The following is a 23,686-nucleotide window of genomic DNA, read 5'->3' on the forward strand; positions in this document are numbered from 1 at the left end:
GCTTCGGGATGTGTACGTGCTCCACGTCTCGTACAGTTGTGGACCTGGTTACCCATGAGTAATTTAGGGCGCCACACGCCGTCCCCCATTCGCGGAGGTTCCGATGTCGCAGCTCGGCGAGATCCAGCAGGCCATTCTGAACGATGACCTCGGCGCCGTGGCGTCGCTCGACGTGCCGGAGTCCTATCGCGGGGTGACCGTGCACAAGGACGAGGCCGGCATGTTCGAAGGCCTCGAAAGCCGGGACAAGGACCCGCGCAAGTCGCTGCACGTCGACGAGGTCCCGACGCCGGAACTCGGCCCGGGCGAGGCGCTGGTCGCGGTCATGGCGAGCGCGATCAACTACAACACCGTCTGGACCTCGATCTTCGAACCGGTCTCGACGTTCAAGTTCCTGGAGCGCTACGGGCGGCTTTCGCCGCTGTCGAAGCGCCACGACCTGCCCTATCACGTCGTCGGCTCGGACCTGTCCGGCGTCGTGCTGCGCACCGGGCCCGGCGTGCACAACTGGAAGCCGGGCGACGAGGTCGTCGCGCACTGCCTCAACGTCGAACTCGAGGGCCCGGACGGGCACAACGACACGATGCTCGACACCGAGCAGCGGATCTGGGGTTTCGAGACGAACTTCGGTGGGCTCGCGGAGATCGCGCTGGTGAAGGCGAACCAGCTGATGCCGAAGCCGGGACACCTCACCTGGGAGGAGGCCGCCTCCCCCGGTCTGGTGAACTCCACGGCCTACCGCCAGCTCGTCTCGCGCAACGGCGCCGACATGAAGCAGGGCGACGTCGTGCTGATCTGGGGCGCTTCGGGCGGCCTCGGCTCCTACGCGACGCAGTACGCGCTCAACGGCGGCGCGATCCCGGTGTGCGTGGTCTCCAGCCCCGAAAAGGCGGAGATCTGCCGGAAGCTGGGCGCGGAGCTGATCATCGACCGCAGCAGCGCCACTGGTGAGGGCTACAAGTTCTGGAAGGACGAGAACAACCAGGACCCGAAGGAGTGGCAGCGGTTCGGTAAGAAGATCCGCGAGCTGACCGGTGGCGAAGACCCGGACATCGTCTTCGAGCACCCGGGCCGGGAAACCTTCGGCGCGTCCGTCTACGCCGCGCGCAAGGGCGGCACGATCGTCACGTGCGCGTCGACTTCCGGCTACATGCACCAGTACGACAACCGTTACCTGTGGATGAACCTGAAGCGGATCATCGGCAGCCACTTCGCCAACTACCGCGAATCGTGGGAAGCGAACCGGCTCATCGCGAAAGGTCTGATCCACCCGACGCTGTCGAAGACCTACTCGCTCGAAGAGACCGGGCAGGCCGCGCTGGACGTCCACCGCAACGCACATCAGGGCAAGGTCGGCGTGCTCGCCCTTGCGCCGGAAGAAGGTCTGGGTGTCCGGAACCACGAGCTGCGCGAAAAGCACATCGACGGGATCAACGCCTTCCGGAACGTTTAGCGCGCCGGAACGTGCTTTCGCCGCGCGTTGCGTGGGTGCTCACCCTTCCGTGACTCCAGCTCGACTACGGTAGAAGAATGAGCCTTGGCGAGGAACGGGAGCTAGTGCCGCTGGGAGCCGGCTTCGACGTGGCGAAGCGCGGTTACAGCCGTGCGCAGGTCGACGAACATCTCGAACGGCTGGACGCCGATCTGAAGATGCTCACCGCCGATCGCGATGCCGCCATCGGACAGGCGGGCGACCTGGCACGGCAGCTGGAGATCGCACGCGGCGAGATCGCGGACCTGCGCGGGCAGGTCGACCGGCTCGCCCAGCCGCCGACCAGCGTCGAAGGCCTTTCCGAGCGCCTGCAGCGCATGTTGCGGCTCGCGCAGGACGAAGCCGCCGACACCAAGGCGCGCGCGGAGGCCGAAGCCGGGCACATCCGCGCGAAGGCGGAGACCGACGCGAGCGCCATGCGGGCCCGCTACGAGCAGCTGCTCAACGAGCTCGACCTCCGTCGCAAGGAGATGGAGGCCGAGCACCGCGGCGTGCTCGAGAAGGCCCGCGCCGAGGCGAAGGACATCATCGACAAGGCGAAGGCCGAGCGCGACAAGCTCGACGCCGAGTCGCAGCAGCGCCGCACGCAGGTCGAAGAGGACTTCGAGATCGCGATGGCGTCGCGGCGTACCGAGGCCATGCACGCGCTGGCCGAGCAGGAGGCCGCGAGCAAGGCCGAGGCCGCCCGCCGCGTCCGCGAGGCCACCGAGGACGCCGCCGCCATCCGCGCGAAGGTGCTCGAAGAGGAGACGGCGGCCAAGGCCGACATCGAACGCCGTCAGCGCGAGTCCGTCGCCGACGCCAACAAGCGCAAGCAGGACTCGATCACCGAGGCCAACGCCCGGCTCGCCGAGGCGGCCGACGAGGCACGCCGCCGCGTCCGGCAGGCCACCGAAGAGTCCAACCGGCGGATCACGCAGGCCACCGAACGGGTCGAAGCGCTCCGCAAGGTGCGCTCCAGCCTGGCCGAGCAGGTCCGCTCCGCGCGGACCGCGCTCGCCGAGGCGACGCACGTGCTCGGCGACGAGCCGCATGTCCCGGCGGACCTGAAGGCGAAGCCGTCGCCCGACTCGGAAGCCACCGTGCAGCTCCGGACGGCCGATGTGCCGAAGGCCACATCCGGCGCGAAGCCTTCACCGCGACCTGCGGCAGCGCAGAAACCGACTGGCGAGTAACCTTTTCACCCGACCGTGCTCACGGCGGCCTGCGAGGCCGCCGACGAGCGGTTATCGTCGCTGCTCGCGCGCAGGTGCGGGCTGTCAGATCGGTGGAGGTTGCGGATGGCTGCATATCGGACCGTGGTCGTGGGCACGGACGGATCGGATTCCTCGTTCGCCGCGGTCGACCGGGCGGCGGGTGTCGCCGGGGACTCCGGAGCGACCCTGGTCATCGTGTGCGCCTACTACCCCGCCAACAAGGGCGACGTGGAGAAGGCGCAGGACGTCCTCGGTGACGAGGCGTACCAGGTTGTCGGCTCGGCGCCCGCCGAGGACACCCTCCTGTCCGCCCGCGACCGGGCGGCGAAGGCCGGCGCGAAGACCATCGAGACCGCCGCGGTCGTGGGCGACCCGGTCGACTCGCTGCGCAAGGTCGTCGCCGAGCGCTCCGCGGACCTGCTGGTGGTCGGCAACCGCGGGCTGAACACGCTCGCGGGCCGCATCCTGGGCTCCGTGCCGTCCGAGGTCGCGCGGAAGTCCGGGGTGGACGTGCTCATCGTCCACACCACCTGATGCCCGAACCCGGCGAGATCTCGCCCGACGCGCTGCAACAGCGCCTCGAACGGATCCTGCTCGGTGGAAGGCGCAAGTACACCCGGCTCGAAGTCGCCGAGAAGGCAGGCGTTCCCGAGGAACGCTCTCGGCGGCTTTGGCGTGCGCTGGGCTTCGCGACGGTCGAGGACGACGAGGTCGTCTTCACCGACGCCGACATCGAAGCCATCCGCACGGCCGATCAACTGATGAACTCGGGGCTGATCGACCCGAGCATCGAACTGGCCGTGACGCGCGCGCTGGGCCAGCACCTTTCGCGGCTCGCGGAATGGCAAGTCCACATGCTGTGGACGATGATCACCGAGAACAAGGAGATCGGCACCAGCGAACGTCAGATCGGGAGGCTCGTCGAGCGGCTGCTGCCCGAGCTCGAGAAAGTGCAGGAATTCGTCTGGCGCCGCCACCTGGCCGCCTACGCCGGCCGGGCGCTGGCCATGCCGGAGGAAGACCTCCAAGCTCGGACCGAAGTGGTCGGCTTCGTCGACATGGTCGGCTACACCCGGCTGACCAGGCAGGTCGGCGAAGAAGAGCTGACCGACATCCTCGACCGGTTCGAATCCGTCGCCACCGAGGTCGTCGCCGATCACCACGGGCGGATCGTGAAGATGATCGGCGACGAGGTCCTGTTCGTGGCCGATTCCGCCGTCGACGGTGCCGAGATCGCCCTCGCCCTGTCCGAACGCGCCGACGCCGACGAGACCCTGCCCTCCGTGCGCGCCGGGCTGGCTTCGGGCCGGATCCTCAGCCGGTTCGGCGACGTCTACGGCTCGGTCGTGAACCTCGCCGCCCGCCTCACCTCGACCGCGCGGCCGGGCACCATCCTGGTCGACAAGGAACTCGCCGCCGAGCTTTCGGGCTTCCCGCAGTACGAGGTCCGGTCGCGGCGGCCCGTTTCGGTGCGGGGCTACAACCGGCTGCGGCCTTCGTCCCTCCGCCGCGCGCGGGACCGGCCTTCGGGCATGTTCGCGTCTTCGCAGCAGCTCGCCGCGGAGATGCTGGGGCTGGCCGACGCCACTCCTCCCCCCGCGCCCGCTCCGGAGGAAGTCGAGGACGCCACCGCGGACTCGTTGCCGCCTCGGCCTCGCTCGAAGCGGCGGCGGCGCTGATCCCCTGCCGGGGAGAGCAAGGGACCTTTGCTACCACTTCCGCGAGCGAGCCCGGTCGTGAGTGGCGTTTCGTGTTCTAACCCGAATCGCCACTCACGACCAACGTGAGGTCAGGCGGGCAGCACGGCGTACTGCCGCACGTAGAGATCGGTGTAGGTGACCGGGCCGCGCGGGCCGGGGACCTTGTCCAGGTTGATGCCGGTCTCGGGGACGGCGAGGAGCTTGAAACCGTCGAGCAGCCGGGTCGGGGCGTTCCAGAAGACACCGGTGCCGGTGTACGCGTCGAAGAACGCGTCGGCCGCTTCGCTGCTTTCGGTCGCGATGCCGGCGGCCAGGCCCGAGGTCCGTTCGTTGGCGATCTCCGCCGCTTCGGGCAGGCCGGAGACCTTCGCGACGGTGACGGTCGCTTCGCGGTCGGAGTCGAGCGCCCATTCGTAGCCGATGGCGTGCTCGTGCGGCGCGAGCGACGGGGTGACGCCCCGCTCGGCCAGCGCGCCGGAGATGCCGGGCCAGACGCGGTCGTGCGCGCTCTCGTGGATCAGCAGCAGGTTCAGCCGGTTGCAGACGCCGAGCCGGTCGAGGCTGTTGAAGACCAGGTCCCGCACCTTGTCGGTGTCGGCAGCCTCGTCGACGTACAGCACACCGCCGCCATCGGCGTGCGCCAGCGTGCGGACGCCGTGGACGGCCGCCTCGGTGGCCAGCGCCCGGGTGCTGTCACCGCTGCCGCGCAGGATGACCAGCGGCACGAGCGCGGGGAACCGGACCAGCGCGGAAGCCGCTTCGCGCTCGGCGCGCGGCACCAGCTGGATGACGTCCGGGTCGATACCCGCTTCGGAGAGCGCGGGCGCGATGACCGTCTCGCGCAGGCGCTGCGCCGAGCCGAGCGCGGCGGAACCCGTGCGGAGCACGCCACCGTTGCGCGACTTCACCAGCTGGGAGGCGACGTCCACCGTGACGTTCGGGCGCGCCTCGTAGTTCGCGCCGATCACGCCGACCGGGCGGCGGCGTTCCACCAGCCGCAGGCCTCCGTCCAAAGTGGACACGTCGACGAACCGCTCCTGATGCGGCGCACCCGCCAGGAGACGGAGCTGTTCGGCCATCCCGGTCAGCCGCTCGGGCGTGATGGTGAGCCTGTCGAGCAGGCCCGCGCTCATGCCGTCCTCGCGTGCCTTGGCGATGTCGGCCTGGTTCGCTTCGAGCACGACGTCGGCGTGCTCGACCAGCTTGTCCGCCATGGCGTTCAGCGCGGCGTCGATCGCCTCCGCGGTCGCGGCGGCCAGTGACGGCGCGGCCCGTTTCGCCGATCGAGCGCATTCCTCGACGGCCTTGGCGACCTCATCCATCTGCTGACTCCTTCCGCGCGGAACGAGCCATCAGTCTGCCGTACCGCCCCGGTCAGGCGACGGTCGGCTCCAGCAGCCACAACCCGCCCGCGAAGAGACAGCTCACCGTCAGCACGGCCATCACCAGCACCCACAGCACCGCGGGCATCCCGGTGAGCCTGCCGAGCTGATCGGCGTCGGAATCCCGGGCCGCTCCCCGGCGCCGCTTGATCTGCAGCTCGACCACCGGCCGGACACCACCGAACAGCAGGAACCAGGTCAGCAGGTAGACGAAGATCGCCTGGAACCACGAGGGCGCCACCAGCGCGACCAGCCCGAGCACCACCGAGCTGGCGACCACGGTGAACACGCCGTAGGTGTTGCGCACCATCACCAGCACACCCAGCAGCATCAACGCCATCATGATCAGCACGACGGTGATCAGGTCCGACGAGAGCAGCCCCGCGAACACCAGCCCGAGCACGGCGGCCGCCGGGTACCCGGCGAGCGCGGTGAACGCCATCCCCGGGCCCTCCGGTTTGCCACGGGAGACCGTGACGCCGGAGGTGTCCGAGTGCAGCTTGATGCCCTGCAGCCGGCGGCCGACCAGCACCGCCGCCAGCGCGTGACCCGCCTCGTGGACGAGCGTGATCAGGTTGCGGGCGATCCGCCAAGGCCTGCCCGAGAGCACCACGAGCAGCGCGAGACCACCGGTGACCAGGGTGATCGTGCCGGGAGGGGTGGACTGGGCGATGTCGGAAACCGTTTCGGCGGGAGACGAGCTCACCTCTTCAGCTCACCACAAGCCGGATATGTCCCGTGTCAGGCGGTCATCGAACCTCCGATCCCGCGCGTGCGAAACTCCCCGTCGTTGCGCAGGGCGAAAGCCACCCAACTGCGGAAGGGCCGCCACACGGCGGACAGCTCCTCCAGCTCTTCGGGTGGTGCCTCAGGCAGGTCGTACGCGGCCCGCATGGCCTCCTGCAACCGGGGTTCGCCACTGGGGAAGACGTCCGGGTGCCCGGCGCCCCGGATCAGGATCAGCTGCGCCGAGAACGGGCCGATCCCCGGCAAGCGCTGCAACCAGCGCAACGCGTCCGGCACCGGCATCGCACGCAGGTACGCGGCGTCGAGCAGACCGTCCTTGGCGGCGTTGGCCACCGCGCGCAACCGCTCGGCCTTCACCTCCGGCAGCGCCCGCCCGGCCTCCGGCCCGGCCAGGACGTCCGGCGCGGGGAACGACCTGAGGACCTTCCCGCCGACGTCCACGGGCCTGCCGAACTCCTCGGCGAGCCGTCGTTTCACCGTGGCCGCCTGGGACATCCCCGCCCGGTGGCTCAGGATCGCCCAGCAGGCCGCTTCATAGGGCGAATGGAACAGCACCGGCCTCAGCCCGGGGTGCGCCTGCTGGAGGCGGCGCACCACGGGATCCGCCGTGCCGACCTTGGCGAAGCCGACGCCGTCGACGTCCACCGACAGGATCCGCCGGACCTGGGCGCCGACTTCGACGGCGAGGCCTTCTTCAGCGAAGACCTCCACCTCGATCGAACCGGGCGATCTCTGTCTGACGGCCGCACCGACGTGCTCCCAGCCCGCCTCGGCGGGGAAGGCGAAGCGCAGGGTGCCGGGTTCGGCGGCGGCGTCCGCGCGGCACGCGGGCGGGAAATCGGTCAGGAAACGGATGGACTTGTCGAGGTCGAACGGGCCGCGCACCGGGATGCGAAGCGTGGTCGAGGCGGTGTGCTGCAGGATCGAGCCGGTCATTTCGGGCTCCTTCGGCTGGGGAACGGCGACTCCCTCCGACGTTAGAGAGGGCCACCGACAGTTTCGGGTCGTGGCGGCGGGAATGTCGCGAACGGGCCGGTCATGGCAGATTCTCCGGTGAGGACCGTGAAGGGAGCAGCCATGCCGGACCATCGCGAACGTCTGAGGAGCCTCCTGCGGCCGGGCACCACACCCGCCGCCGACCGCAAGGATTTCCTTGACCTGCTGGGGGAAATCCCGCAAGCGGGGCCACCGACCGGACTCGCTCAGCGGCTGATGCGCACCTCCGCCGTGCCGATGATCTACGAGCGGTACTGGCGGCCGGCATTGGGCAGGGTCGCGAAAGGACTGAACGGCCCGAGCATGGCAGGCGAGGTCCGGATCGCGCTCGAAGCGCTCGGCCTCCGGCCCGGCAAGGTCGCGCTGGACGTCGCCTGCGGCACCGGCAGGTTCACCCGCGCTTTCGGCGAAGCGGTCGGTCCGGACGGGTTGTCCATCGGGCTCGACGGTTCGGTCTCCATGCTGGAGAAGGCCCTCGCCGCGCCCAATCCCCCTTCGGTGACCTATCTGCGCGCCGACGCCGTCGACCTGCCGCTCGACGATTCCACTGTGGACGGCGTCTGCTGCTTCGCCGCGCTGCACATGTTCGCCGATCCGGACGCGGCACTGGATTCGTTCGCCCGGGTGCTGAAACCCGGCGGCTCGCTGGTGGTGCTGACCAGCGCCCGGCACGGCGAGCAGCCGATGCGGCTGGCGGACACCGTCCTCGGCAGGCTGAGCGGGCAGCGGATGTTCGACCGCGGCGAGATCGCGGCGAAGCTGTTCCGGCGGGGCTTCGACCACGTCGGCGAGCGGTACTCCGGTGTCACGCAGATCGTCACCGGCGAGCTAGGAGTTAACATCCGGAAATGATCCGCTCTGAGCACGCTTCGCCGATCCCGCCCGACGACAGCTATCTCCGCTCGCTGGTCGACGCGACCGCGGACGCCGTCGCCGCGGCCGAACCCCTCGGTTCGCCCCACGACGGCGCGGACGCCGCCACGCGAGACGCCGTCAGCACCGAGATCCGCGCGCTGGAAGCGGAATTGGTGGGGCTGAGCCAGGACCTGCACGCTCATCCGGAAGAGGGTTTCGCCGAGCACCGCTCGGTCCGCGCGCTCGGTGACCTGCTCGAGCGGCACGGCCACGAGGTGACGATCGGCGCGGGCGGGCTCGACACCGCCTTGGTCGCGACCACCCCCGGCAGCGGCCCGCATATCGCGGTCCTCTCCGAATACGACGCGCTTCCCGGGCTCGGCCACGGCTGCGGGCACAACGTCATCTGCACCGCGGGCGCGGGCGGCTTCCTCGGCGCGGCGGCGGTCGCCGAACGCCTCGGCGGCCGGGTCTCGCTGATCGGCACACCGGCGGAGGAAGGCGGTGGCGGCAAGGAGACCATGGCCCGCGTCGGCGTTTTCGACGACGTCGACGCGGTGGTCATGCTGCATCCGTTCAGCCACGACATCGCCATGCACCCGTTCCTCGGCAGGCGGCAGCTGGAAATGGTGTTCCACGGGGTCGGCGCGCACGCCTCGGCTCAGCCGTTCATGGGACGCAACGCGCTCGACGCCGCCGTCGCCGCGTACCAGGGAGTCGCGGCGCTCCGGCAGCATCTGCCGTCGGGCGACCGCGTCCACGGGGTCTTCACCGACGGCGGCGCGCGGCCGAACGTCGTCCCCGAACGCGCGGCCCTGCTGTTCTACCTCCGCTCCGCGCAGCCGGACACGCTGCGCGACCTCGCCGAGCGGGTTTCGGCGATCGCGCGTGGTGCGGCGGAAATGACCGGCTGCGGAGTCGAACTGAAATGGGACGCCCAGCCCGCGTATCTCCCGATCCGGTTCAACACCACCCTCGCCGGGCGTTGGTCCGTGCACCAGGTCGACGCCGGCCGCAAACCGCTGCCGCCGGGGATCGTGCCCGAATTCCTCACCGGTTCGACGGATCTCGGCAATCTCTCCTACCGGATGCCCGCGATCCACCCGATGATCGCCATCGCCGGACCGACGACCGCCTTGCACACCAAGGAGTTCGCGGCCGCGGCCGGTTCGCCGGACGGCGATCGCGCGGTCGTCGACGGCGCGCTGGGACTGGCGCTGACCGCCGTCGACTACCTGGCCGACGCGAAACTCCGCGCCGCGGTGCACGAAGAGTTCGAGGCGTCGGGCGGAGCGCTGGACGTACCGGCGTTCTTCGACTGAGCGTTCTCAGCTGATTCTTCTCAGGAAAGCACAGGGGGATTCCACAGGCGGTTCACAAGTACGGGCGCGAATCTTGTTCCATGACCGAGAACGAGAGTCGGCCAGGCCCCGCCTCAACCGGTGGGCACCAGCCGCCGCATCAGCAGCAGTACCCCGGTTACCCCACTTGGCAGGCCGCGCCGAATCCGCTCGTCGCCCCGCCACCACGCAAGAAGGGCGGCCGGGTCGCCGTCCTCGTCAGCGCGACGGCGCTCGCCGCCGCGCTCGTCGGTGGTGTCGGCGGAGCGGCGATCTCAGGGCTCGGCTCCACGTCGTCGGCGTCGGGCACGGGTTCGTCCGCGGTCGCCAACGGGCAACTGGTCGGGAACAACACTTCGGGTGACGTCAGCGGGGTCGCCGCGAAGGTGACGCCGAGTGTCGTCCAGGTGAACGTGACCACCGCGCAGGGTGAGGCGGTCGGCTCCGGCGTCATCCTGACGGCGGACGGGCGCATCCTCACCAACGCCCACGTGGTCGCCGACGCCGAGGGCGACGTGACCGTCACGTTGTCGGACGGCAAGCAGTACAAGGCCAGCGTGGTCGGCGCCGACACGAAGGCCGACATCGCCGTGCTCCAGGCGAAGGACGCGAGCGGCCTGACGCCGGCTTCGCTCGGCGACTCCAGCAAGCTCGCCGTCGGCCAGCAGGTCGTCGCGATCGGCTCGCCCGGCGGGCTGCAGAACACCGTGACCACCGGGATCGTGAGCGCGCTGAACCGCAAGCTCGACGAGCTGAGCAGTGGTCAGGAGCGGCGCTCGCCCTACAGCAGGACCACGAACGAAGCCGGTCCGAGCTACACCGCGATCCAGACCGACGCCCCGATCAACCAGGGCAACTCGGGCGGGGCGCTGGTGGACGCGCAGGGGAACGTCATCGGCATCAACTCCGCGCTGTACAACCCGGCCTCGACCGGCAGCATCGGCATCGGTTTCGCGATCCCCATCAACGACGCGAAGAAGATCGCCGAGCAGATCGTCGGCTGATCCGGCCGTCTGGACCGCTGTCAGGGGGCGGCCCAGCAGGCACTGTCCGTGAAGGCCTCCTTCGACAGGAGGCCTTCACGGACTTTCAGAGTTCGTAGGTGAGCGTGAAGGTGTGGTTGCCTTCGTCGTCCTTGACGATCTCCGCCGTTCCGGTGATACCCGCCAGCTCACCGTGACCGGAGCCCGGCAAGACGATCAGGTGATGCCCGTTCTCCCCCGCCGAGTGATGCAGGACGAAGCCACCCTTGCGCCCGTCGACGGTGACGGCCAGCCGCTCGAAGGCGACGTACGCCGACGACGTCTCGTTCACCGCCGTCAGCATCTCCACGGCGCTGGTCCCCTCGACGTCGCCGGTGAACGTCTTGGTCAGCAGCACCCGGGAGAACTCGGTGCCTTCGGCCTTCTCGGTGGCTTGCGGATCCCAGCCGTCCACGGTGAACGACGCTGTCGCGGTGTTGGTCATGCGCCGAGCCTGCCCGACATACCTGACAGATCGCGTCAGGTATTCCTCACCGCCTCCGGTTCCCGAACAGGCCGCGGGTGATTTCCCTCCCCAGCGCGCTCGCCGCCGAGCGGAGGAACGACTTGACCGCCGGGTTCTTCATCGCCTGCTCGACCATGCCGGGGCCTTCCTTCTCCGGCTTCGGAGCGGGAGCCTCGGGCGGCGGCGCCTCACCGGCCGGCGGCGCCGCCGCCACCTTCGCGGCGAGCTTCTCGTAAGCCGACTCACGGTCGATCGTCTCGGAGTACTTCGCGTGCAGGTCCGAAGACGTCGTCGCCGCGGAAATGGCTTCGGCGCCGATGGAACCCATCTTCGAACGCGGCGCGCGAAGGCGCGTCCACGCGACCGGTGTCGGCGCGCCCCGCTCGGAAAGGACGGTGACGATCGCTTCGCCGATACCGAGCGACGTCAGCGCCGAGTCCAGCTCGTAGTGCTTCGTCTTCGGATACGTCTTCACCGTCTTCGTCAGCGCCGCCTGATCCTCGGGCGTGAACGCGCGCAACGCGTGCTGCACCCGCGCACCCAGCTGGGACAGGACGTTGTTCGGGATGTCCGTCGGGAGCTGTGTGCAGAAGAAGACGCCGACACCCTTCGACCGGATCAGCTTCACGGTCTGTTCGATGCGCTCCAGGAACGCCTTCGACGCGTCGTTGAACAGCAAGTGCGCCTCGTCGAAGAAGAACACCAGCTTCGGCTTGTCGAGGTCTCCCTCTTCGGGCAGCTCCTCGAACAACTCGGCCAGGAGCCACATGAGGAAGGTCGAGAACAGCGCCGGCTTCGACTGGAGGTTGTCCAGCTCCAGCAAGGTCACCATCGCCTTGCCGTCGACCTCGCGCATCAGATCGTGGACGTCCAGCTCGGGTTCGCCGAAGAAGTCCTCGCCGCCCTGAGCCTCCAGATTGGACAACGCGCGGAGGATCACGCCTGCCGTCGCGGCCGAGACGCCGCCGATGCCCTTGAGGTCCTCCTTGCCTTCGTCACTCGTCAGGTGCGTGATGACCGAGCGGAGGTCCTTCGTGTCCAGCAGCGCCAGCCCGCGCTGATCGGCCCAGTGGAAGATCAGGCCGAGCGTCGACTCCTGGGTTTCGTTGAGCCCCAGCACCTTCGACAGCAGGATCGGGCCGAAACTGGTGATCGTCGCGCGGATCGGCGACCCCTTGCCGCCCGTGCCCAGCGACAGGAACTGCACGGGGAACGCGGCGGGCTCCCAGGAGTCACCCAGTTCTTCCGCGCGTTTGGCGATCTTGTCGTTGCTCTCGCCCTGCGCGGCGAGCCCGGACAGGTCGCCCTTCACATCCGCCAGCACCACGGGCACCCCCGCGGCCGACAGCTGTTCGGCGATCAGCTGCAGGGTCTTCGTCTTGCCGGTACCGGTCGCGCCCGCGACCAGCCCGTGTCGGTTCAGCGTCGCGAGCGGCAGGCGGACCGCCGCGCCGGCGTCGGCCTTGCCGTCGATCACGACGGCGCCGAGCTCGACCGCCGCCCCCTCGCTCACGTATCCCTGCGCGATCTCCTGGGCTGGACCCTGTTCGGCCACTGTCGCTCCCCGATCTGTGACATGACTCACCTGAGGATGCACACGGTGCCAGCAACGCGCCGAACCCGCACGTCGCGCGCCACGAATCCCCGGGTCGGGTTAGGGTTTCGGGGTGAACGACCGCCTAGTCTGGATCGACTGCGAGATGACGGGGCTCGACCTCGGCAAGGACGCGTTGATCGAAATAGCCGCGCTGGTGACCGACGCCGAGCTCAACGTCCTCGGCGAAGGCGTCGACATCGTCATCCACGCCGACGACGAAGCCCTCGACGGCATGCCGGAGGTCGTCCGCGAAATGCACGCCCGCTCCGGCCTCACCGAAGAGGTCCGGCGCTCCACCGTGACCATGGAAGAGGCCGAGCAGCGCGTGCTCGAGTACGTTCGCGCGCACGTGCCCGAGGCCAACGTCGCCCCGCTCGCCGGCAACTCCATCGCCACCGACCGCGGCTTCATCACCCGCGACATGCCGCTGCTCGACGCGCACCTGCACTACCGCATGGTCGACGTCTCGTCGGTGAAGGAACTCGTCCGGCGCTGGTACCCGCGGATCTACTACGCCAAGCCCGAGAAGGGCCTCGCGCACCGCGCGCTCGCCGACATCAAGGAATCCATCGGGGAGCTCGACTACTACCGTCGCGCCGCCTTCGTCCCGCAGCCCGGCCCGACCACCGAACAGGCCAAGGCCGCGGCCGCTGAAGTGCAGGAACGCCACCAAGGGTAACCCGTTGCGAGCCCCCGAAACGGGCACGCTAATATAGTGCGGCCGAGGTGATGGGGAGTTCCCCGAGCCCGGCGATGGTGGGCGTAGCTCAGCTGGTAGAGCACCTGGTTGTGGTCCAGGAGGTCGCGGGTTCGAAACCCGTCGCTCACCCCATCAACCCCAGTTCGGCCGGTTCTTCCGGCAGGCTGGGGTTTCGCTTTTTCCGGGTATCGGTAACGCGGCGTGGCGCTCGCGCGAGTTCAGGAAGTAACTCGCGCGGAGGATGCCATGAGACGCTGGCCGATGTTGGTGATCTCGGGACTCTTCGCGCTGATTTCGGCCTGCACGGCCCACCCGCCGAACCCGACACCGGTGCCGGCGATGACGTCGACACCGGTCACGACCGTGACCGCGACGCCGTCCACTTCGGTACCGCCGCCGGTGACCGTGACGGTGAGCCCACCCAAGCCTTCGCACTTCGGCCAAGAAGTCACCGTGGCGATGCGAACCGGGGTACCCGAACTGCACGAAGGCCCAGTCGCAGAAGTACCTCGCCGAACTCGAGTACCAGCGGTGTCTACGCGATCCAGCGAAGATCTGGGACACCGGCACCCAGAAGTGCCGCTACAAGACCAGCGGCGAAATGCAGTGGGAGCACCACTACGGGCCCCCTGGAAACGCCATGAGGGGTCCCGTTAGGACGTCCTAACGGGACCCCTCATGGCCATAGGTCAGTTCCGGTCTCCGCCGGTCTTCCAGTCGTCCCACGACATCTGCCACACCGACCAGCCGTCGGTGGGCTCCAGCACCTGCGGGCCCGAGTTGGTGACCGTGATGATGTCGCCCTTCTTCGAAGTGTCCATCAGCCACTTCGCGTTCTCGGTCGACAGGTTGATGCAGCCGTGGCTCACGTTCCGCTTGCCCTGGGAGCCGACCGACCACGGCGCCGAGTGGTAGAAGATGCCGCTGTTGGACATCCGCACCGCGTACTTCACGAACGTGCGGTAGCCGGCCTTGCTGTCCGTCGGGACGCCGTACGTGCTGGAGTCCATCGTGTACCCGGTGTGCTCGCTCATCACCGTGTAGGTCCCGGCCGGGGTGCTGCTCGACGGCTTGCCCATCGAGATCGGCATCTGCTTGACCTCTTGGTCGTTCACCACGACCTTCATCTGGTGCGTGCCGCCGTCCGCGGTCGCGACCAGCTTGTCGCCGACGACCACCTTGGCGGGCTTGTCCTCGCGGCCGAAGGTGTTGTTGCCGAGGTTCTTGCCGTAGATCGCCGCGTTGACCGAGATCTTCGTGCCCGGCTTGAAGTACTCCTTGGGCCGCCACATCACGGTCTTCTCGCCGAACCAGTGGAACGCGCCCTCGGCCTGCGGCTCGGTGACGATCTTCAGCATCTTCTCGGTCGCCGCCTTGTCCGGCACGTTGCCGGTGAAGGTGAAGATCAACGGCAGGCCGACGCCGACCGTCTCCCCTTCGACCAGGTTGATCGAGACGCCGATCTGACGGCCGGGCTTGGCCGTGGAGAACGTCGAGGTCGAGGTGACCGGCTTGCCGTCGGTGCCGGTCGCGGCCGCGGTGACGGTGTAGGTCTTGCCGTAGCCGAGCGGCTCCGCCGACTCCCAGCCCGAACCGTCTTCCTTCGGCTTGCCCGCGACGACCTTGCCGTCGGCGCCGGTCAGCTTGACCTCGCCCACCTTGCCGTCGGCCACGGCCACCGTGACCGGCTCGCCGGGCGCCACGTTCGCCGCACCCTGCGCCGGGGTCAGCGTCACCACGGCCGGCTTCGGCTCCGGCGCGGGCGCGGCACTCGGCTGCGAACCCCCAGGAGCACCACCCTGCGACGGCGATTCACCCGACGGTGTACTGCTGCACGCGGCCAGTGTGAACCCAGCCACCAACGCCACCACAGCCACCCGCGACCGCCCCGTCGCTCCCCAGACCCTCATGCACACCGCCCGTTTCGCGTGGTACCAACCCCAACGTCTGGCTATAGTCTGCCTGACCGGCCGCAACGCTCGCGGCCGGATGGCCGAATACGTCCCGGCCCGTCGTTAGGGGACCCCCCTGAAACGGGCCCCAGCAACCCTGTGTTAATGTTTTCCACGTCGCCGAGGGGAACACCAAAGCGGCGGAACAAGCAGGCGCCATTAGCTCAATTGGCAGAGCAGCTGGCTCTTAACCAGCGGGTTCGGGGTTCGAGTCCCTGATGGCGCACACCCAAGCCCCACGTTTTCGGTTTCGATGACGTGGGGCTTTGTGTTATGTGGATGCATTTCTTCCACTTCCTTACTGTCCATTGTGGTCTGATCCGCGCCCGAGACGAGCCCGAGCTGTCGGGCGGGGTTCCTGGGGATGAGTTTGGCCGTGGCCTCGGCCGCTGCGAGTGCGATTTCCGGCAGAACCGTGGTGTAGGTGTCCATGGTCACGGTGATCGACGAGTGCCGGAGCATGGCCTGAACGACCTTCATATCGGCACCGGCGGCGAGGGCGAGCGTGGCGGCGCCGTGCCGGAGGTCGTGCAGGCGGATGGGCGGCAGCCCGGCTTGGCGGACGATCTCGTAAAACCGCTCAGTGACATCGGCCGGATGCAGAGGGCTCCCGTCCGGCTGGGTGAACAGCAGCCCGCTGTCGACCCAATCGCTGCCGAGCCGGACCTCGTCCGCGTCCTGGCAGGCGATGTGCTGACGCAGGACGAGGACGGTGTTCGCGTCGAGTGCGACGAGGCCTTCCGACGAGTTGGTCTTCGGCGCTGACTGGCCGGTCTCCCACCCGTACTGCACGATCTGGTTTGCCACTTCCAACGTCGCTGCGTCCAGATAGGTATCTGCCCGGCGTTGTCCGCAGGCCTCCCCTCTCCGGAGGCCGACATGAGCGATCAGGTGGTAGAGCGGATACAGCGGGTCGTTCACCGCGGCGTCGAGGAACTGGCCGGTCTGCTCCGGTGTCCACACCATCACCGGCGACGGGATCTCTCCCGTGAGCTTCCAGCGCATAACGCGCTCGGCCGTCCACACCTTCGGCGTTGGCCGCTTTGCCGGTGGTAACTCGACCAGCGATGCCACGTTCACCGTCAGCAGGCCTTGTTTCACCGCGGGGCTGAGCACCGCACGCAGCGTTTCCCGGATTCGTCGGATCGACGTCGGCCCGACCGGACGCTGCCACTTCACCGCCGCGATCTTCTGCGGGTCCCCGCTGTTCCGGTACTCGGCGATGCGGTCGTTGTGCTCCACGATCGCGTCGAACATGCTCTCCAGGTGCGGCACACCGAGTTTGTCTCGGCGAATGTGACCGAGGTGCGGGCGCAGGTAGAGCCGGACATGCGACTCATACGACCGGTAGGTGTTGCGGCTCCGATTTTTCTTCTTCAAGGCAAGGAAGGCCGTGAAGACCTCGTGCATATACGGATGTTCCAGCACACTGGCGCCCGCGCGCACGAGGCGCCGGACGTCGTCTGCTTCCGGTAGCTTCTGTTTCTTCGCGACCGCTGTGGCGATCACGTCACCGATTTTTCGTCGCGTGTCCTCGTCGTCGTCTTCGGCGATCGCGAGCAGATCCCGGACATGGTCCAGTTCCTCTTGGGCTTTCGTCGCCGACTCGAAGCCACTTCGGCGACGGGGACGCCGAGTGCCCCTGGTGTCGGCGGGTAGCTCGATCCGCCAGCACCACTGGCCATGGCGATGCTGAGTCAGCTTCGGACAGTTGCTGCCCAGTTCGCGATTGTTGTTGTCCCGGCAGGAACAACGCTTGAAGACCGACCCCAGCGGTATCTGTGCCACCAGTCGTCCTCCTTTCTGTTCGGTTGAATCAGCGGGTCCGCACGATGCTCGCGCTGACCACACCTCTCGGGGAAGCCCGAGAGGTGACGAATTCACCTGATGGATGGATCAATCCCCAGCGCGCGCAGAAGCCCGGAGGTGGGTACGCGGTACTCGCCACCGACACGTAGCAGCGGGCAGGGGAAGTCGCCGTTGCGGGCCAGGCCGTAGGCCGTGGTCCGGCCGATCCCCAACGCACGCGCGGCGGTCATCAAATCGACAACGGCGGGCAGCGCCGCGACCTCGTCCAGGGTCAACGTCGTGAACCGCTCGGCGTCCGGGTTCACGGCTCTTCCAGGAAGCTTCCGAGCCGGCGTCGGGCCAGGGCATGGCATTCGGGATCCAGGTCGATCCCGATGAACGAGCGGCCCTGCGCGAACGCGGCAAGGCCGGTCGTTCCGCTGCCGGAGAAGGGATCGAGCACGACGCCGCCGTCCGGGCATCCGAGCCGCACACAACGGTGGGCGATCTCGACGGTTCCGGCGGCGCGATGCCCGGTCCGGCCGCGGTCCGCCGCGACCGTCCAGACATCCGAATCCACTCCTACGGCACCGTCTCCGCGGAACCAGTGCTCACCGTTGCGGGCGAAGAGGAAGACCGACTCGTAGCGCTGCGAAAGCCGGTCGCGGACGCTTTCCGGACGCCCGTTGGTCTTTGCCCACACCACCGCGTTCCGCAGCAACCAGCCCCGGTCCTGCAAGGCGAACGCGACACGCCACGGAACCCCGATCAGATCCTTCGCGCGATACCTCGACTGGGGCGGGCGGTGCACCCCGTAGGCCTGCGCCGAGCGGGCTGACGCGGTCCGGGCGACGGATCCGCGGGCGACGTAGTTCCCCCACGAGCCGCCGAAGCTGTCGCCGAGATTCAGCCACGCCGTGCCGGTCGGTGTTAGCACGCGCCCGACTTCGTCGAAGACATCGGCAAGCCGGTCGACGTACTGTTCGATCGTGGGCTCCGCCCCGTGCTGGCCGTTGACCCGGTAGTCGCGTAAGCCCCAGTACGGCGGAGACGTCACCACGCAATCCACCGACGCCGACGGCATGGCGGCGAGGACTTCGCGTGCGTCCCCGAGGCACAGCCGTACGCGATCCCCGTTAGAGGAGGGGACCAGGCCGTGTCGGCTGTGGCTGGCCATGTGCGAGTCCGTCATGCCGCCACCTCATCTCCACCTCTGGTTGCCAGGCCGAGGCGCCGCAGCCCGATGTCGTGAAAGTCGGGATTGAGGTCGATACCGATGTAGTTCCGTCCGAGTTTCCTCGCGGCCAGGCCGGTGGTGGCTGCGCCACTGAACGGATCGAGCACCACACCGCCGTCCGGGCAGCCGGCGGCGATGCAGCGCAGCGGGATGTCGACCGGGAACGCGGCGAAGTGCGCCTCCCGCAACGGTCGGGTGGTGATCGACCAGACGTCCCCGGGGTTTTTGCCCCGTGCATGCGCCGCGGTGTGTTGGGCGCCGGTCGGGCGCATCGCGTCGCCGTGGGGTTTTCCGGCGAACGGTTCGGTGTCCCGGTATTTGCCGTACACGCTGTTGCCACGGCGGCGTGCGGTCGCGTCGATACCGCCGTAGCGGCCCTTGTTCGCGCCGCCGATCACGATGCCCTCCCCGACCGCTTCAGGACGGGCGAGTGGTTCGCGGATCGGGTCGAGGTCGAAGAAGTACTTCTGCTGTTTCGTCAGCAGGAACAACATCTCGTACCGGTTGGACAGTCGGTCTCGCACGGATTCGGGCATGGCGTTGGGCTTGTGCCACACAATCGCGTTGCGCAGGATCCACCCGTCTTCCTGGAGCGCGAACGCGACCCGCCACGGCATGCCCATCAGGTTCTTCCGGGGAAGGTCGTGGGCGCGCGCTGCTCCCGCGCGGCGGACGGAATCCCGCAGCTGCGCCGCCGAGCTCCGACCGGTCAACGTGCTCGCCCGCATCGCGTCGCCGGCGCGACCGGGAGGCTCGGTGGCGTAGCAGTCCCCCAGGTTCAGCCAGACCGTGCCGGTATCGGCCAGCACCCTGTGCAGCTGGCCGAAGACCTCGCGGAGACGGTCGACGTAGTCCTGCGGCGTCGGCTCCAGACCGTGCTGGTCGTCCTCCCGCCGCGCGCCGCACCGGCGACAACGCGCGGGTGCACCGCCACGATGCGCGGCCGAGGCAGGGTAAGCGGATTGACGCTGTATGGACTGGCGAACGTTGCCGCCGCGCCCGGCCGCGGCCAGGTGCGCACAGTCGGCGTCGCCATCGACCCAGCTCCCGGTTCCGTAGTCACGCAAACCCCAGTAGGGCGGACTGGTGACAACACAATCCACCGACCGATCCGGCATTCCGGTCAGGGTCGACGCGGCGTCGCCGGTCAGCAGCGTGACCGACTCGTCGCGGTAGTGGACGGTGCTCCTCGGTTGCGTGTTCACGCCGCCTCCTGATCCGCGTTTGTTCGTGTGTCGAAGCCGGAAGTCGCTGCCTCCGGACGTCGACGGCTCCTGCGTCGTCGTCGGTGCACGTCCACGCGTGTGGGAGACGGCCACGCCGGTTCGGCCGCGGCCTGGTCGATGGCGTCCGGATCGGCTTGGAAGACCAGCACCGTGTGGTGCGCCGGGAGCGCGATCGGGTACCCGAAGGCGTCTTCTGCTCGCCGAACGGCGCGGCGCTGGGCGAACGTCGTGCGGGTGTGGGTCCTGCCTCGTTGCACCGCCGCGGTCAGGGCGACGCATCGGGCCACCGGGACCAGTCCGGCTGCGTTCCCGATCGCCTCGATCCGGCCGGGAACGTCGATCAGCTCGTGCCGAGTCGGGTGGCGGCACGGGGAGCAGGTGACGACGATATGGCCGCCGGGACGAACCAGCGGCCGGTACTGCGCCAGCAAGGTTCCCAACCGGTCCACGTCGCCTTCCATGTCGCTGTTCCGGCCGGGACGCAGCGCGGTCAGCAGGAGATCCACGCGTCCGGTCAGGCCCGCTGTCGCAGCGGCGACGGCCGTGCCGGGGCGCCGGTCGAGGACCAGGACCATGCCGTCGACGAACACGCCACCGGCCTTGGTGGTGGTCACGTTCGCCCGGGCGAGCCGCCACCACCGGCGCTGATCGGTCAGCCCGATCGCGTGCCTTCCGCAGCGCAGCGCTTCGATGACCGTTGTGCCTGCTCCGCAGTCCGGATCGAGGACCACATCTCCGGGTTTCGTGAAGGCCGAGATCGCGTATCGGGCGATCGCCGGAGCCATGAGCGCGGAGTCGGTGCCCGTGGCCTCGTGGTAACCACCGTCCTCGAGCTGAGTTCGGAAAGAAAGCGTCCCCGTCGGCCACACCGAAGTCGGCACGAGACGGTCTTCCTGGTCGAGTTCTCCAGCGGACAGCGGTCGGCTCGTGCGCTCAGACATCTGAGGTTTCTCCTCCCCTGGCAACGTCGGCTTCGTCCTCTGTGACCAATGGCCGCGCGAACAGGACGAGGTCGTGGTGGACCTGCCGGAAGTGCACCGGCCTGTCGAGGCTCGCGGAAGGCTTAGTGACACGGCCCTCCCTCGTATGCGCGTCCTGATGGGCGACCGAGAAGTCAGAGGCATGGGCGGACTGCACGGCGATGTGGTCGAGACAACGCAGCTGGTAGTTACCGAGCGTGGCGGACAGTTCGGCGATGGGTTCGACGAGGCGCCCGGCTCGTCGTTCACTGTGGGTGATGAGGGCGACGATGCCTTCCGGAGTGATCTGCGTGTTCCAGTCGGTGTGTCCGATCCAGTCGGTGGCACCCGGGTCGACAGCGGTGATGATCAGGTCGAATGTGCCGCGGGAGCGGTCTCCGTCGGCCCGCGCGCAACGCGTGGAGTCGGGGGACGGTTCGGCGACCGACCGAAGGCCGAGCCGACTCGGGCGGGGTCGCGTCACCGACTCGTTTCGAGTGACCGGGCGCGAGTCGGCGCGATCGCTGCACTGGTCCCGGACCGGCACGGCGGCCGCGGTGTCGACGCCGCGGCCGAGGCGGCTGACGGTCCAGACCGCTTCAGCGAGTCCGCCGTAGTGGACGGAGTCGTGGACCCTGCCGGTGGCGCGCGGCGGAACCTGGTTCGGCGCGGGCGGCGTGAGAAGAAGGACGCGGTCACCCGGGCTCGTGTAGGTCGTGACGAGGGTGACGACGGTACGCCCCAGCCAACCGGCGAGCTGTGCGGTGCCGGGCAGTTGCTCGGCGTCCGCGAATGCCCAGAATGTCGTCGGCCGGGGGCCGCGGATGCGCCGCCGGGCGGAGCCCAGGGACGCCGTCCGGCGCCTGGCGTGGTTGTCGTGACCGTCGTGGGTCGGGTGATGCCGTGGTGTGCGGCGGGGGCGGCCGTTGTGATCACGGTGCGGTGTCGAGGTCATCGGTAGCCCTTCCTCGCGGACAGTCCTCGGCGTGGTCTGCCAAGTCACCCCAAGAGGCCGCTTTTGAGCCCGATTTTCGACACCGCACGCCGAATTCCCTCAACTCTGCCGGGGCAGCCGAAAAATCTTATTGCAGCAACCCAAGGACTGCGCCCGCCCATGCTTGCGAGACGGTCAAGCGGACGCAGTCTGCAAACCGCCGCCTGCGACACCATTCACCCCGATTATGAGCATGACCGAACTGCCAGACTGACAGCCAAGGGCCTCGACGCGCACAACCCGCGAGACCCGACTAACAACTACTTAAAGACCAGGTAGAGACGCATATTTGCGCACCTTTGCCACGGGTCGACGCGCGGTCTCGACACCTCGAAACCCACTTACTGAATCGATCACCTTCGGCCTATTTAGTAGTTCTTTAGTTCCAATCTCGAATTGGCCTTGTTCTTTTCTTGTTCTTTTCTTGCCGGAGCCCTGGCGTCCTGTTCTCACGGATTTCCAAATCAGCAGAACAGGAGCAGATCATGACGGTCGACGACACCTTCTCCACCTCATCTCGGAATGGCCAGGACGAGCATGAATGGTTGCCTCTGGATACCGCCCGCGATGCATTCAGCTGGCTGGTCACCGGCCCGGATCCGATGGCCGTGCACGGCTCCAAGTTCGCCGGGCTGCCGCGGCGGCCGGTGCCGCTGGACGAGCTCCGGGACCGGTTGCTGAGCAAGCAGTGCCCATCGCGAACTCGCGATGCCGTCTGGGCACATCTTGTGTTGAGCTCGCGCGCTCAAGGTGGCGCGTGGACAGTGGCCTGCGTCGGCATGGCGCTGCCCTCGCTGGCATCGAGCGCAGGGTGGTTGGCGGCGCGGTACCGCGGCGACCGAGTCGACGCACACGCGGCTGTTCTTGCCGGGTTCATCGAGGCGTTGGCGACCGTAGACCTGACCGATCCCGGCATCTTCCTCCGGCTCCATTTCGCGGCCCGCCGCGCCGGCCAGGCGGCACTGGAGGAGTCCCTCGACGCACCTCGTCCCGTCGGGATGGCCTTTCGGTCGACCGTTCCGAAGCCACCGTACGGACACCCCGACTTGGTGCTCGCGACGGCAGTCGGTGAACAGATCTTGACCCCTGCCGAAGCGGAGTTGATCTCCGCCACGCGTCTCGGCGAGACGTCGATGACCGCATGGGCACAACGCCACGACACGGCCCTCGCGACGGCATACAAGGCGCGCAACCGGGCCGAAGACCGACTGGTGTCCTGGCTGCGGCAGCAGACCGACGGCACCGGCGACGAAGACCCGGTCGCCGACGCCGCCCTGAGCGCGCTCAGGGCGGCCACTCCTGCCGCCGCCACCGACGACGACACCCACAAGTCACGCACGGTGAGCGGGCGTCTCCGCAACGGGCGACCGGCGAACCGAAAGAAAGCGTCACGCTCGGTGTCGAAAAACAACCCGAAATCCGGCCTCTTGGGGTGCGGGGAGAGCCCGACCAACTCTCCGCGGACCGCCGAGAACGAGCCGACTTCGGAGGTGCGCCGATGCGCCTGACACCCCATCCCTCGACCCAGCCCACCGTCTCGCCGCCGCCAGACGCGGCAAGCACTACCGAGCACGCGCGGCCTGCTCCGCCGAACGAAGCGCGCGGCAACTCGAAGACCAGTCATCCGAGCACTAGTTCCCGGACCGCGCGCGCCATTTGCTCCCGACTGGTCAGCTCGGCGATCGTCACCGCGCTCCTTCTGACCACGCACACGGCGGATTCGGCGCAGGCCTCAACGCATGTTGTCGCGCTCGCGACCACCGTCGATCAGGTCTTCACCAACATCCGCAACTGGCTGGTCGGGATCTTGGCGGGTCTGGCGACGGTGTTCCTGACCGTCGGCGGTGTTCGGTATCTGCTGGCCGGTGGCGACCCGGGTGAAACGGAGAAGGCGAAGTCGGCTTTCCGCAACGCTGCGTGGGGTTACGGGTTGGCGGCGCTGGCGCCGCTCGCCGTGGAGATCTTGCGCGGGATTGTCGGGGCCTGAGGTCATGGCCACGTCCCGTCCCGACCCCGCGCTCACATCCGGTCGCAGCG

The 23,686-nt window shown here is 68.4% G+C and carries 23 protein-coding genes, 2 tRNA genes and 1 pseudogene; 13 read left to right on the top strand and 13 right to left on the bottom strand.

Going from position 1 to position 23,686, the window contains the following annotated elements:
• Positions 1 to 103: 103 nt before the first annotated feature.
• The 4 genes from ccrA (at position 104) to ACZ1DY_RS34475 (ending at position 4,367) form a co-directional block, all read left to right on the top strand.
• On the top strand, positions 104 to 1,453 hold the full coding sequence (gene ccrA, locus ACZ1DY_RS34460; RefSeq protein WP_126732823.1) for a crotonyl-CoA carboxylase/reductase: 1,350 nt from the start codon (positions 104 to 106) through the stop codon (positions 1,451 to 1,453).
• Positions 1,454 to 1,557: 104 nt separating this feature from the next.
• Positions 1,558 to 2,667 (top strand): chromosome segregation protein, encoded by a 1,110-nt coding sequence (locus ACZ1DY_RS34465; protein WP_465418597.1) that lies wholly within the window; start codon positions 1,558 to 1,560, stop codon positions 2,665 to 2,667.
• Between the two features lie 105 nt (positions 2,668 to 2,772).
• Positions 2,773 to 3,222 carry a universal stress protein gene (locus tag ACZ1DY_RS34470; RefSeq protein WP_007031721.1) on the top strand — a complete coding sequence of 150 codons (450 nt, stop codon included), beginning with the start codon at positions 2,773 to 2,775 and terminating at the stop codon, positions 3,220 to 3,222.
• Positions 3,222 to 4,367: an adenylate/guanylate cyclase domain-containing protein gene (locus tag ACZ1DY_RS34475; protein ID WP_257484717.1), complete on the top strand. Its 1,146-nt coding sequence runs from the start codon at positions 3,222 to 3,224 to the stop codon at positions 4,365 to 4,367. The genes ACZ1DY_RS34470 and ACZ1DY_RS34475 overlap by 1 nt, the downstream gene beginning before the upstream one ends.
• A gap of 110 nt (positions 4,368 to 4,477) precedes the next feature.
• Here the strand turns inward: ACZ1DY_RS34475 and ACZ1DY_RS34480 are convergent, their stop codons facing one another.
• Genes ACZ1DY_RS34480 through ACZ1DY_RS34490 form a run of 3 tightly spaced genes read right to left on the bottom strand, consistent with a single transcriptional unit; the run spans position 4,478 to position 7,453 of the window.
• Positions 4,478 to 5,710 carry an aldehyde dehydrogenase family protein gene (locus ACZ1DY_RS34480; RefSeq protein ID WP_465482168.1) on the bottom strand — a complete coding sequence of 411 codons (1,233 nt, stop codon included), beginning with the start codon at positions 5,708 to 5,710 and terminating at the stop codon, positions 4,478 to 4,480.
• 52 nt (positions 5,711 to 5,762) lie between these two features.
• Complete coding sequence (locus tag ACZ1DY_RS34485) at positions 5,763 to 6,476, bottom strand: M50 family metallopeptidase (protein ID WP_007031724.1); 714 nt, start codon at positions 6,474 to 6,476, stop codon at positions 5,763 to 5,765.
• 35 nt (positions 6,477 to 6,511) lie between these two features.
• A complete protein-coding gene (locus tag ACZ1DY_RS34490; RefSeq protein ID WP_465482169.1) occupies positions 6,512 to 7,453 on the bottom strand; it encodes a DNA-3-methyladenine glycosylase family protein in 942 nt (313 codons plus the stop codon).
• Positions 7,454 to 7,594: 141 nt separating this feature from the next.
• Here ACZ1DY_RS34490 and ACZ1DY_RS34495 point away from each other — a divergent pair, with 141 nt between their 5' ends.
• From ACZ1DY_RS34495 to ACZ1DY_RS34505, 3 genes are all read left to right on the top strand, one after another.
• The gene (locus ACZ1DY_RS34495; RefSeq protein ID WP_257484714.1) at positions 7,595 to 8,365 is read left to right on the top strand and encodes a class I SAM-dependent methyltransferase; all 771 of its coding nucleotides are present in this window, start codon (positions 7,595 to 7,597) and stop codon (positions 8,363 to 8,365) included.
• The gene (locus ACZ1DY_RS34500; protein ID WP_465482170.1) at positions 8,362 to 9,690 is read left to right on the top strand and encodes a M20 family metallopeptidase; all 1,329 of its coding nucleotides are present in this window, start codon (positions 8,362 to 8,364) and stop codon (positions 9,688 to 9,690) included. Before ACZ1DY_RS34495 ends, ACZ1DY_RS34500 begins: the two co-directional genes overlap by 4 nt.
• An 80-nt stretch (positions 9,691 to 9,770) precedes the next feature.
• Complete coding sequence (locus tag ACZ1DY_RS34505) at positions 9,771 to 10,712, top strand: S1C family serine protease (RefSeq protein WP_465482171.1); 942 nt, start codon at positions 9,771 to 9,773, stop codon at positions 10,710 to 10,712.
• An 85-nt stretch (positions 10,713 to 10,797) separates the two neighbouring features.
• On the opposite strand, the gene ACZ1DY_RS34510 is transcribed toward ACZ1DY_RS34505, so the two are convergent.
• Together ACZ1DY_RS34510 and ACZ1DY_RS34515 are read right to left on the bottom strand one after the other, a co-directional pair.
• Positions 10,798 to 11,175 carry a DUF3224 domain-containing protein gene (locus ACZ1DY_RS34510; protein WP_257484711.1) on the bottom strand — a complete coding sequence of 126 codons (378 nt, stop codon included), beginning with the start codon at positions 11,173 to 11,175 and terminating at the stop codon, positions 10,798 to 10,800.
• A gap of 46 nt (positions 11,176 to 11,221) precedes the next feature.
• Positions 11,222 to 12,751 carry a helicase HerA-like domain-containing protein gene (locus tag ACZ1DY_RS34515; protein ID WP_465482172.1) on the bottom strand — a complete coding sequence of 510 codons (1,530 nt, stop codon included), beginning with the start codon at positions 12,749 to 12,751 and terminating at the stop codon, positions 11,222 to 11,224.
• Between the two features lie 112 nt (positions 12,752 to 12,863).
• Between ACZ1DY_RS34515 and orn the strand changes: the two genes are divergently transcribed.
• Positions 12,864 to 13,472: an oligoribonuclease gene (gene orn, locus ACZ1DY_RS34520; protein ID WP_126732813.1), complete on the top strand. Its 609-nt coding sequence runs from the start codon at positions 12,864 to 12,866 to the stop codon at positions 13,470 to 13,472.
• Between the two features lie 77 nt (positions 13,473 to 13,549).
• A tRNA-His gene (locus ACZ1DY_RS34525) sits at positions 13,550 to 13,625 on the top strand.
• An 86-nt stretch (positions 13,626 to 13,711) separates the two neighbouring features.
• Here ACZ1DY_RS34525 and ACZ1DY_RS34530 read toward each other — a convergent pair.
• Both ACZ1DY_RS34530 and ACZ1DY_RS34535 read right to left on the bottom strand, forming a co-directional pair.
• Entirely contained in the window at positions 13,712 to 13,918 is a 207-nt protein-coding gene (locus ACZ1DY_RS34530) for a hypothetical protein (protein ID WP_465482173.1), read from the bottom strand.
• A gap of 264 nt (positions 13,919 to 14,182) precedes the next feature.
• On the bottom strand, positions 14,183 to 15,403 hold the full coding sequence (locus tag ACZ1DY_RS34535) for a L,D-transpeptidase (RefSeq protein WP_371878824.1): 1,221 nt from the start codon (positions 15,401 to 15,403) through the stop codon (positions 14,183 to 14,185).
• A 195-nt stretch (positions 15,404 to 15,598) separates the two neighbouring features.
• Between ACZ1DY_RS34535 and ACZ1DY_RS34540 the strand changes: the two genes are divergently transcribed.
• Positions 15,599 to 15,671: transfer RNA gene (locus ACZ1DY_RS34540), tRNA-Lys, on the top strand.
• 245 nt (positions 15,672 to 15,916) lie between these two features.
• Here ACZ1DY_RS34540 and ACZ1DY_RS34545 read toward each other — a convergent pair.
• A pseudogene (locus ACZ1DY_RS34545) lies at positions 15,917 to 16,702 on the bottom strand (site-specific integrase); the annotation flags it as partial.
• A 9-nt stretch (positions 16,703 to 16,711) separates the two neighbouring features.
• Between ACZ1DY_RS34545 and ACZ1DY_RS34550 the strand changes: the two are divergent.
• A complete protein-coding gene (locus ACZ1DY_RS34550) occupies positions 16,712 to 16,921 on the top strand; it encodes a hypothetical protein (RefSeq protein WP_465482174.1) in 210 nt (69 codons plus the stop codon).
• 404 nt (positions 16,922 to 17,325) lie between these two features.
• Here the strand turns inward: ACZ1DY_RS34550 and ACZ1DY_RS34555 are convergent, their stop codons facing one another.
• The 5 genes from ACZ1DY_RS34555 to ACZ1DY_RS34575 are packed head-to-tail and all read right to left on the bottom strand — an operon-like array spanning position 17,326 to position 21,610.
• Complete coding sequence (locus tag ACZ1DY_RS34555) at positions 17,326 to 17,559, bottom strand: helix-turn-helix transcriptional regulator (RefSeq protein ID WP_233629710.1); 234 nt, start codon at positions 17,557 to 17,559, stop codon at positions 17,326 to 17,328.
• Complete coding sequence (locus tag ACZ1DY_RS34560; protein ID WP_465482175.1) at positions 17,556 to 18,425, bottom strand: DNA-methyltransferase; 870 nt, start codon at positions 18,423 to 18,425, stop codon at positions 17,556 to 17,558. Before ACZ1DY_RS34560 ends, ACZ1DY_RS34555 begins: the two co-directional genes overlap by 4 nt.
• Entirely contained in the window at positions 18,422 to 19,675 is a 1,254-nt protein-coding gene (locus tag ACZ1DY_RS34565; RefSeq protein WP_465482176.1) for a DNA-methyltransferase, read from the bottom strand. The genes ACZ1DY_RS34560 and ACZ1DY_RS34565 overlap by 4 nt, the downstream gene beginning before the upstream one ends.
• Positions 19,672 to 20,637: a DNA methyltransferase gene (locus ACZ1DY_RS34570; protein ID WP_465482177.1), complete on the bottom strand. Its 966-nt coding sequence runs from the start codon at positions 20,635 to 20,637 to the stop codon at positions 19,672 to 19,674. The genes ACZ1DY_RS34565 and ACZ1DY_RS34570 overlap by 4 nt, the downstream gene beginning before the upstream one ends.
• Positions 20,630 to 21,610 (bottom strand): hypothetical protein, encoded by a 981-nt coding sequence (locus ACZ1DY_RS34575; protein ID WP_465482178.1) that lies wholly within the window; start codon positions 21,608 to 21,610, stop codon positions 20,630 to 20,632. Before ACZ1DY_RS34575 ends, ACZ1DY_RS34570 begins: the two co-directional genes overlap by 8 nt.
• 524 nt (positions 21,611 to 22,134) lie before the next feature.
• Between ACZ1DY_RS34575 and ACZ1DY_RS34580 the strand changes: the two genes are divergently transcribed.
• Together ACZ1DY_RS34580 and ACZ1DY_RS34585 are read left to right on the top strand one after the other, a co-directional pair.
• A complete protein-coding gene (locus ACZ1DY_RS34580; RefSeq protein ID WP_465482179.1) occupies positions 22,135 to 23,157 on the top strand; it encodes a hypothetical protein in 1,023 nt (340 codons plus the stop codon).
• Between the two features lie 173 nt (positions 23,158 to 23,330).
• A complete protein-coding gene (locus tag ACZ1DY_RS34585) occupies positions 23,331 to 23,636 on the top strand; it encodes a pilin (protein WP_038522595.1) in 306 nt (101 codons plus the stop codon).
• Positions 23,637 to 23,686 lie beyond the last annotated feature (50 nt).

The sequence above is a fragment of the Amycolatopsis sp. PSD-21 genome (genome assembly GCF_055561455.1).

Excerpts from the sequence above, each read along its gene's own strand:
- ccrA (WP_126732823.1), top strand. The coding sequence starts at position 104 with ATGTCGCAGCTCGGCGAGATCCAGCAGGCCATTCTGAACGATGACCTC.
- ACZ1DY_RS34470 (WP_007031721.1), top strand. The coding sequence starts at position 2,773 with ATGGCTGCATATCGGACCGTGGTCGTGGGCACGGACGGATCGGATTCC.
- ACZ1DY_RS34475 (WP_257484717.1), top strand. The coding sequence starts at position 3,222 with ATGCCCGAACCCGGCGAGATCTCGCCCGACGCGCTGCAACAGCGCCTC.
- ACZ1DY_RS34480 (WP_465482168.1), bottom strand. The coding sequence starts at position 5,710 with ATGGATGAGGTCGCCAAGGCCGTCGAGGAATGCGCTCGATCGGCGAAA.
- ACZ1DY_RS34490 (WP_465482169.1), bottom strand. The coding sequence starts at position 7,453 with ATGACCGGCTCGATCCTGCAGCACACCGCCTCGACCACGCTTCGCATC.
- ACZ1DY_RS34495 (WP_257484714.1), top strand. The coding sequence starts at position 7,595 with ATGCCGGACCATCGCGAACGTCTGAGGAGCCTCCTGCGGCCGGGCACC.
- ACZ1DY_RS34500 (WP_465482170.1), top strand. The coding sequence starts at position 8,362 with ATGATCCGCTCTGAGCACGCTTCGCCGATCCCGCCCGACGACAGCTAT.
- ACZ1DY_RS34505 (WP_465482171.1), top strand. The coding sequence starts at position 9,771 with ATGACCGAGAACGAGAGTCGGCCAGGCCCCGCCTCAACCGGTGGGCAC.
- ACZ1DY_RS34510 (WP_257484711.1), bottom strand. The coding sequence starts at position 11,175 with ATGACCAACACCGCGACAGCGTCGTTCACCGTGGACGGCTGGGATCCG.
- ACZ1DY_RS34535 (WP_371878824.1), bottom strand. The coding sequence starts at position 15,403 with ATGAGGGTCTGGGGAGCGACGGGGCGGTCGCGGGTGGCTGTGGTGGCG.
- ACZ1DY_RS34560 (WP_465482175.1), bottom strand. The coding sequence starts at position 18,425 with ATGACGGACTCGCACATGGCCAGCCACAGCCGACACGGCCTGGTCCCC.
- ACZ1DY_RS34570 (WP_465482177.1), bottom strand. The coding sequence starts at position 20,637 with ATGTCTGAGCGCACGAGCCGACCGCTGTCCGCTGGAGAACTCGACCAG.
- ACZ1DY_RS34575 (WP_465482178.1), bottom strand. The coding sequence starts at position 21,610 with ATGACCTCGACACCGCACCGTGATCACAACGGCCGCCCCCGCCGCACA.
- ACZ1DY_RS34580 (WP_465482179.1), top strand. The coding sequence starts at position 22,135 with ATGACGGTCGACGACACCTTCTCCACCTCATCTCGGAATGGCCAGGAC.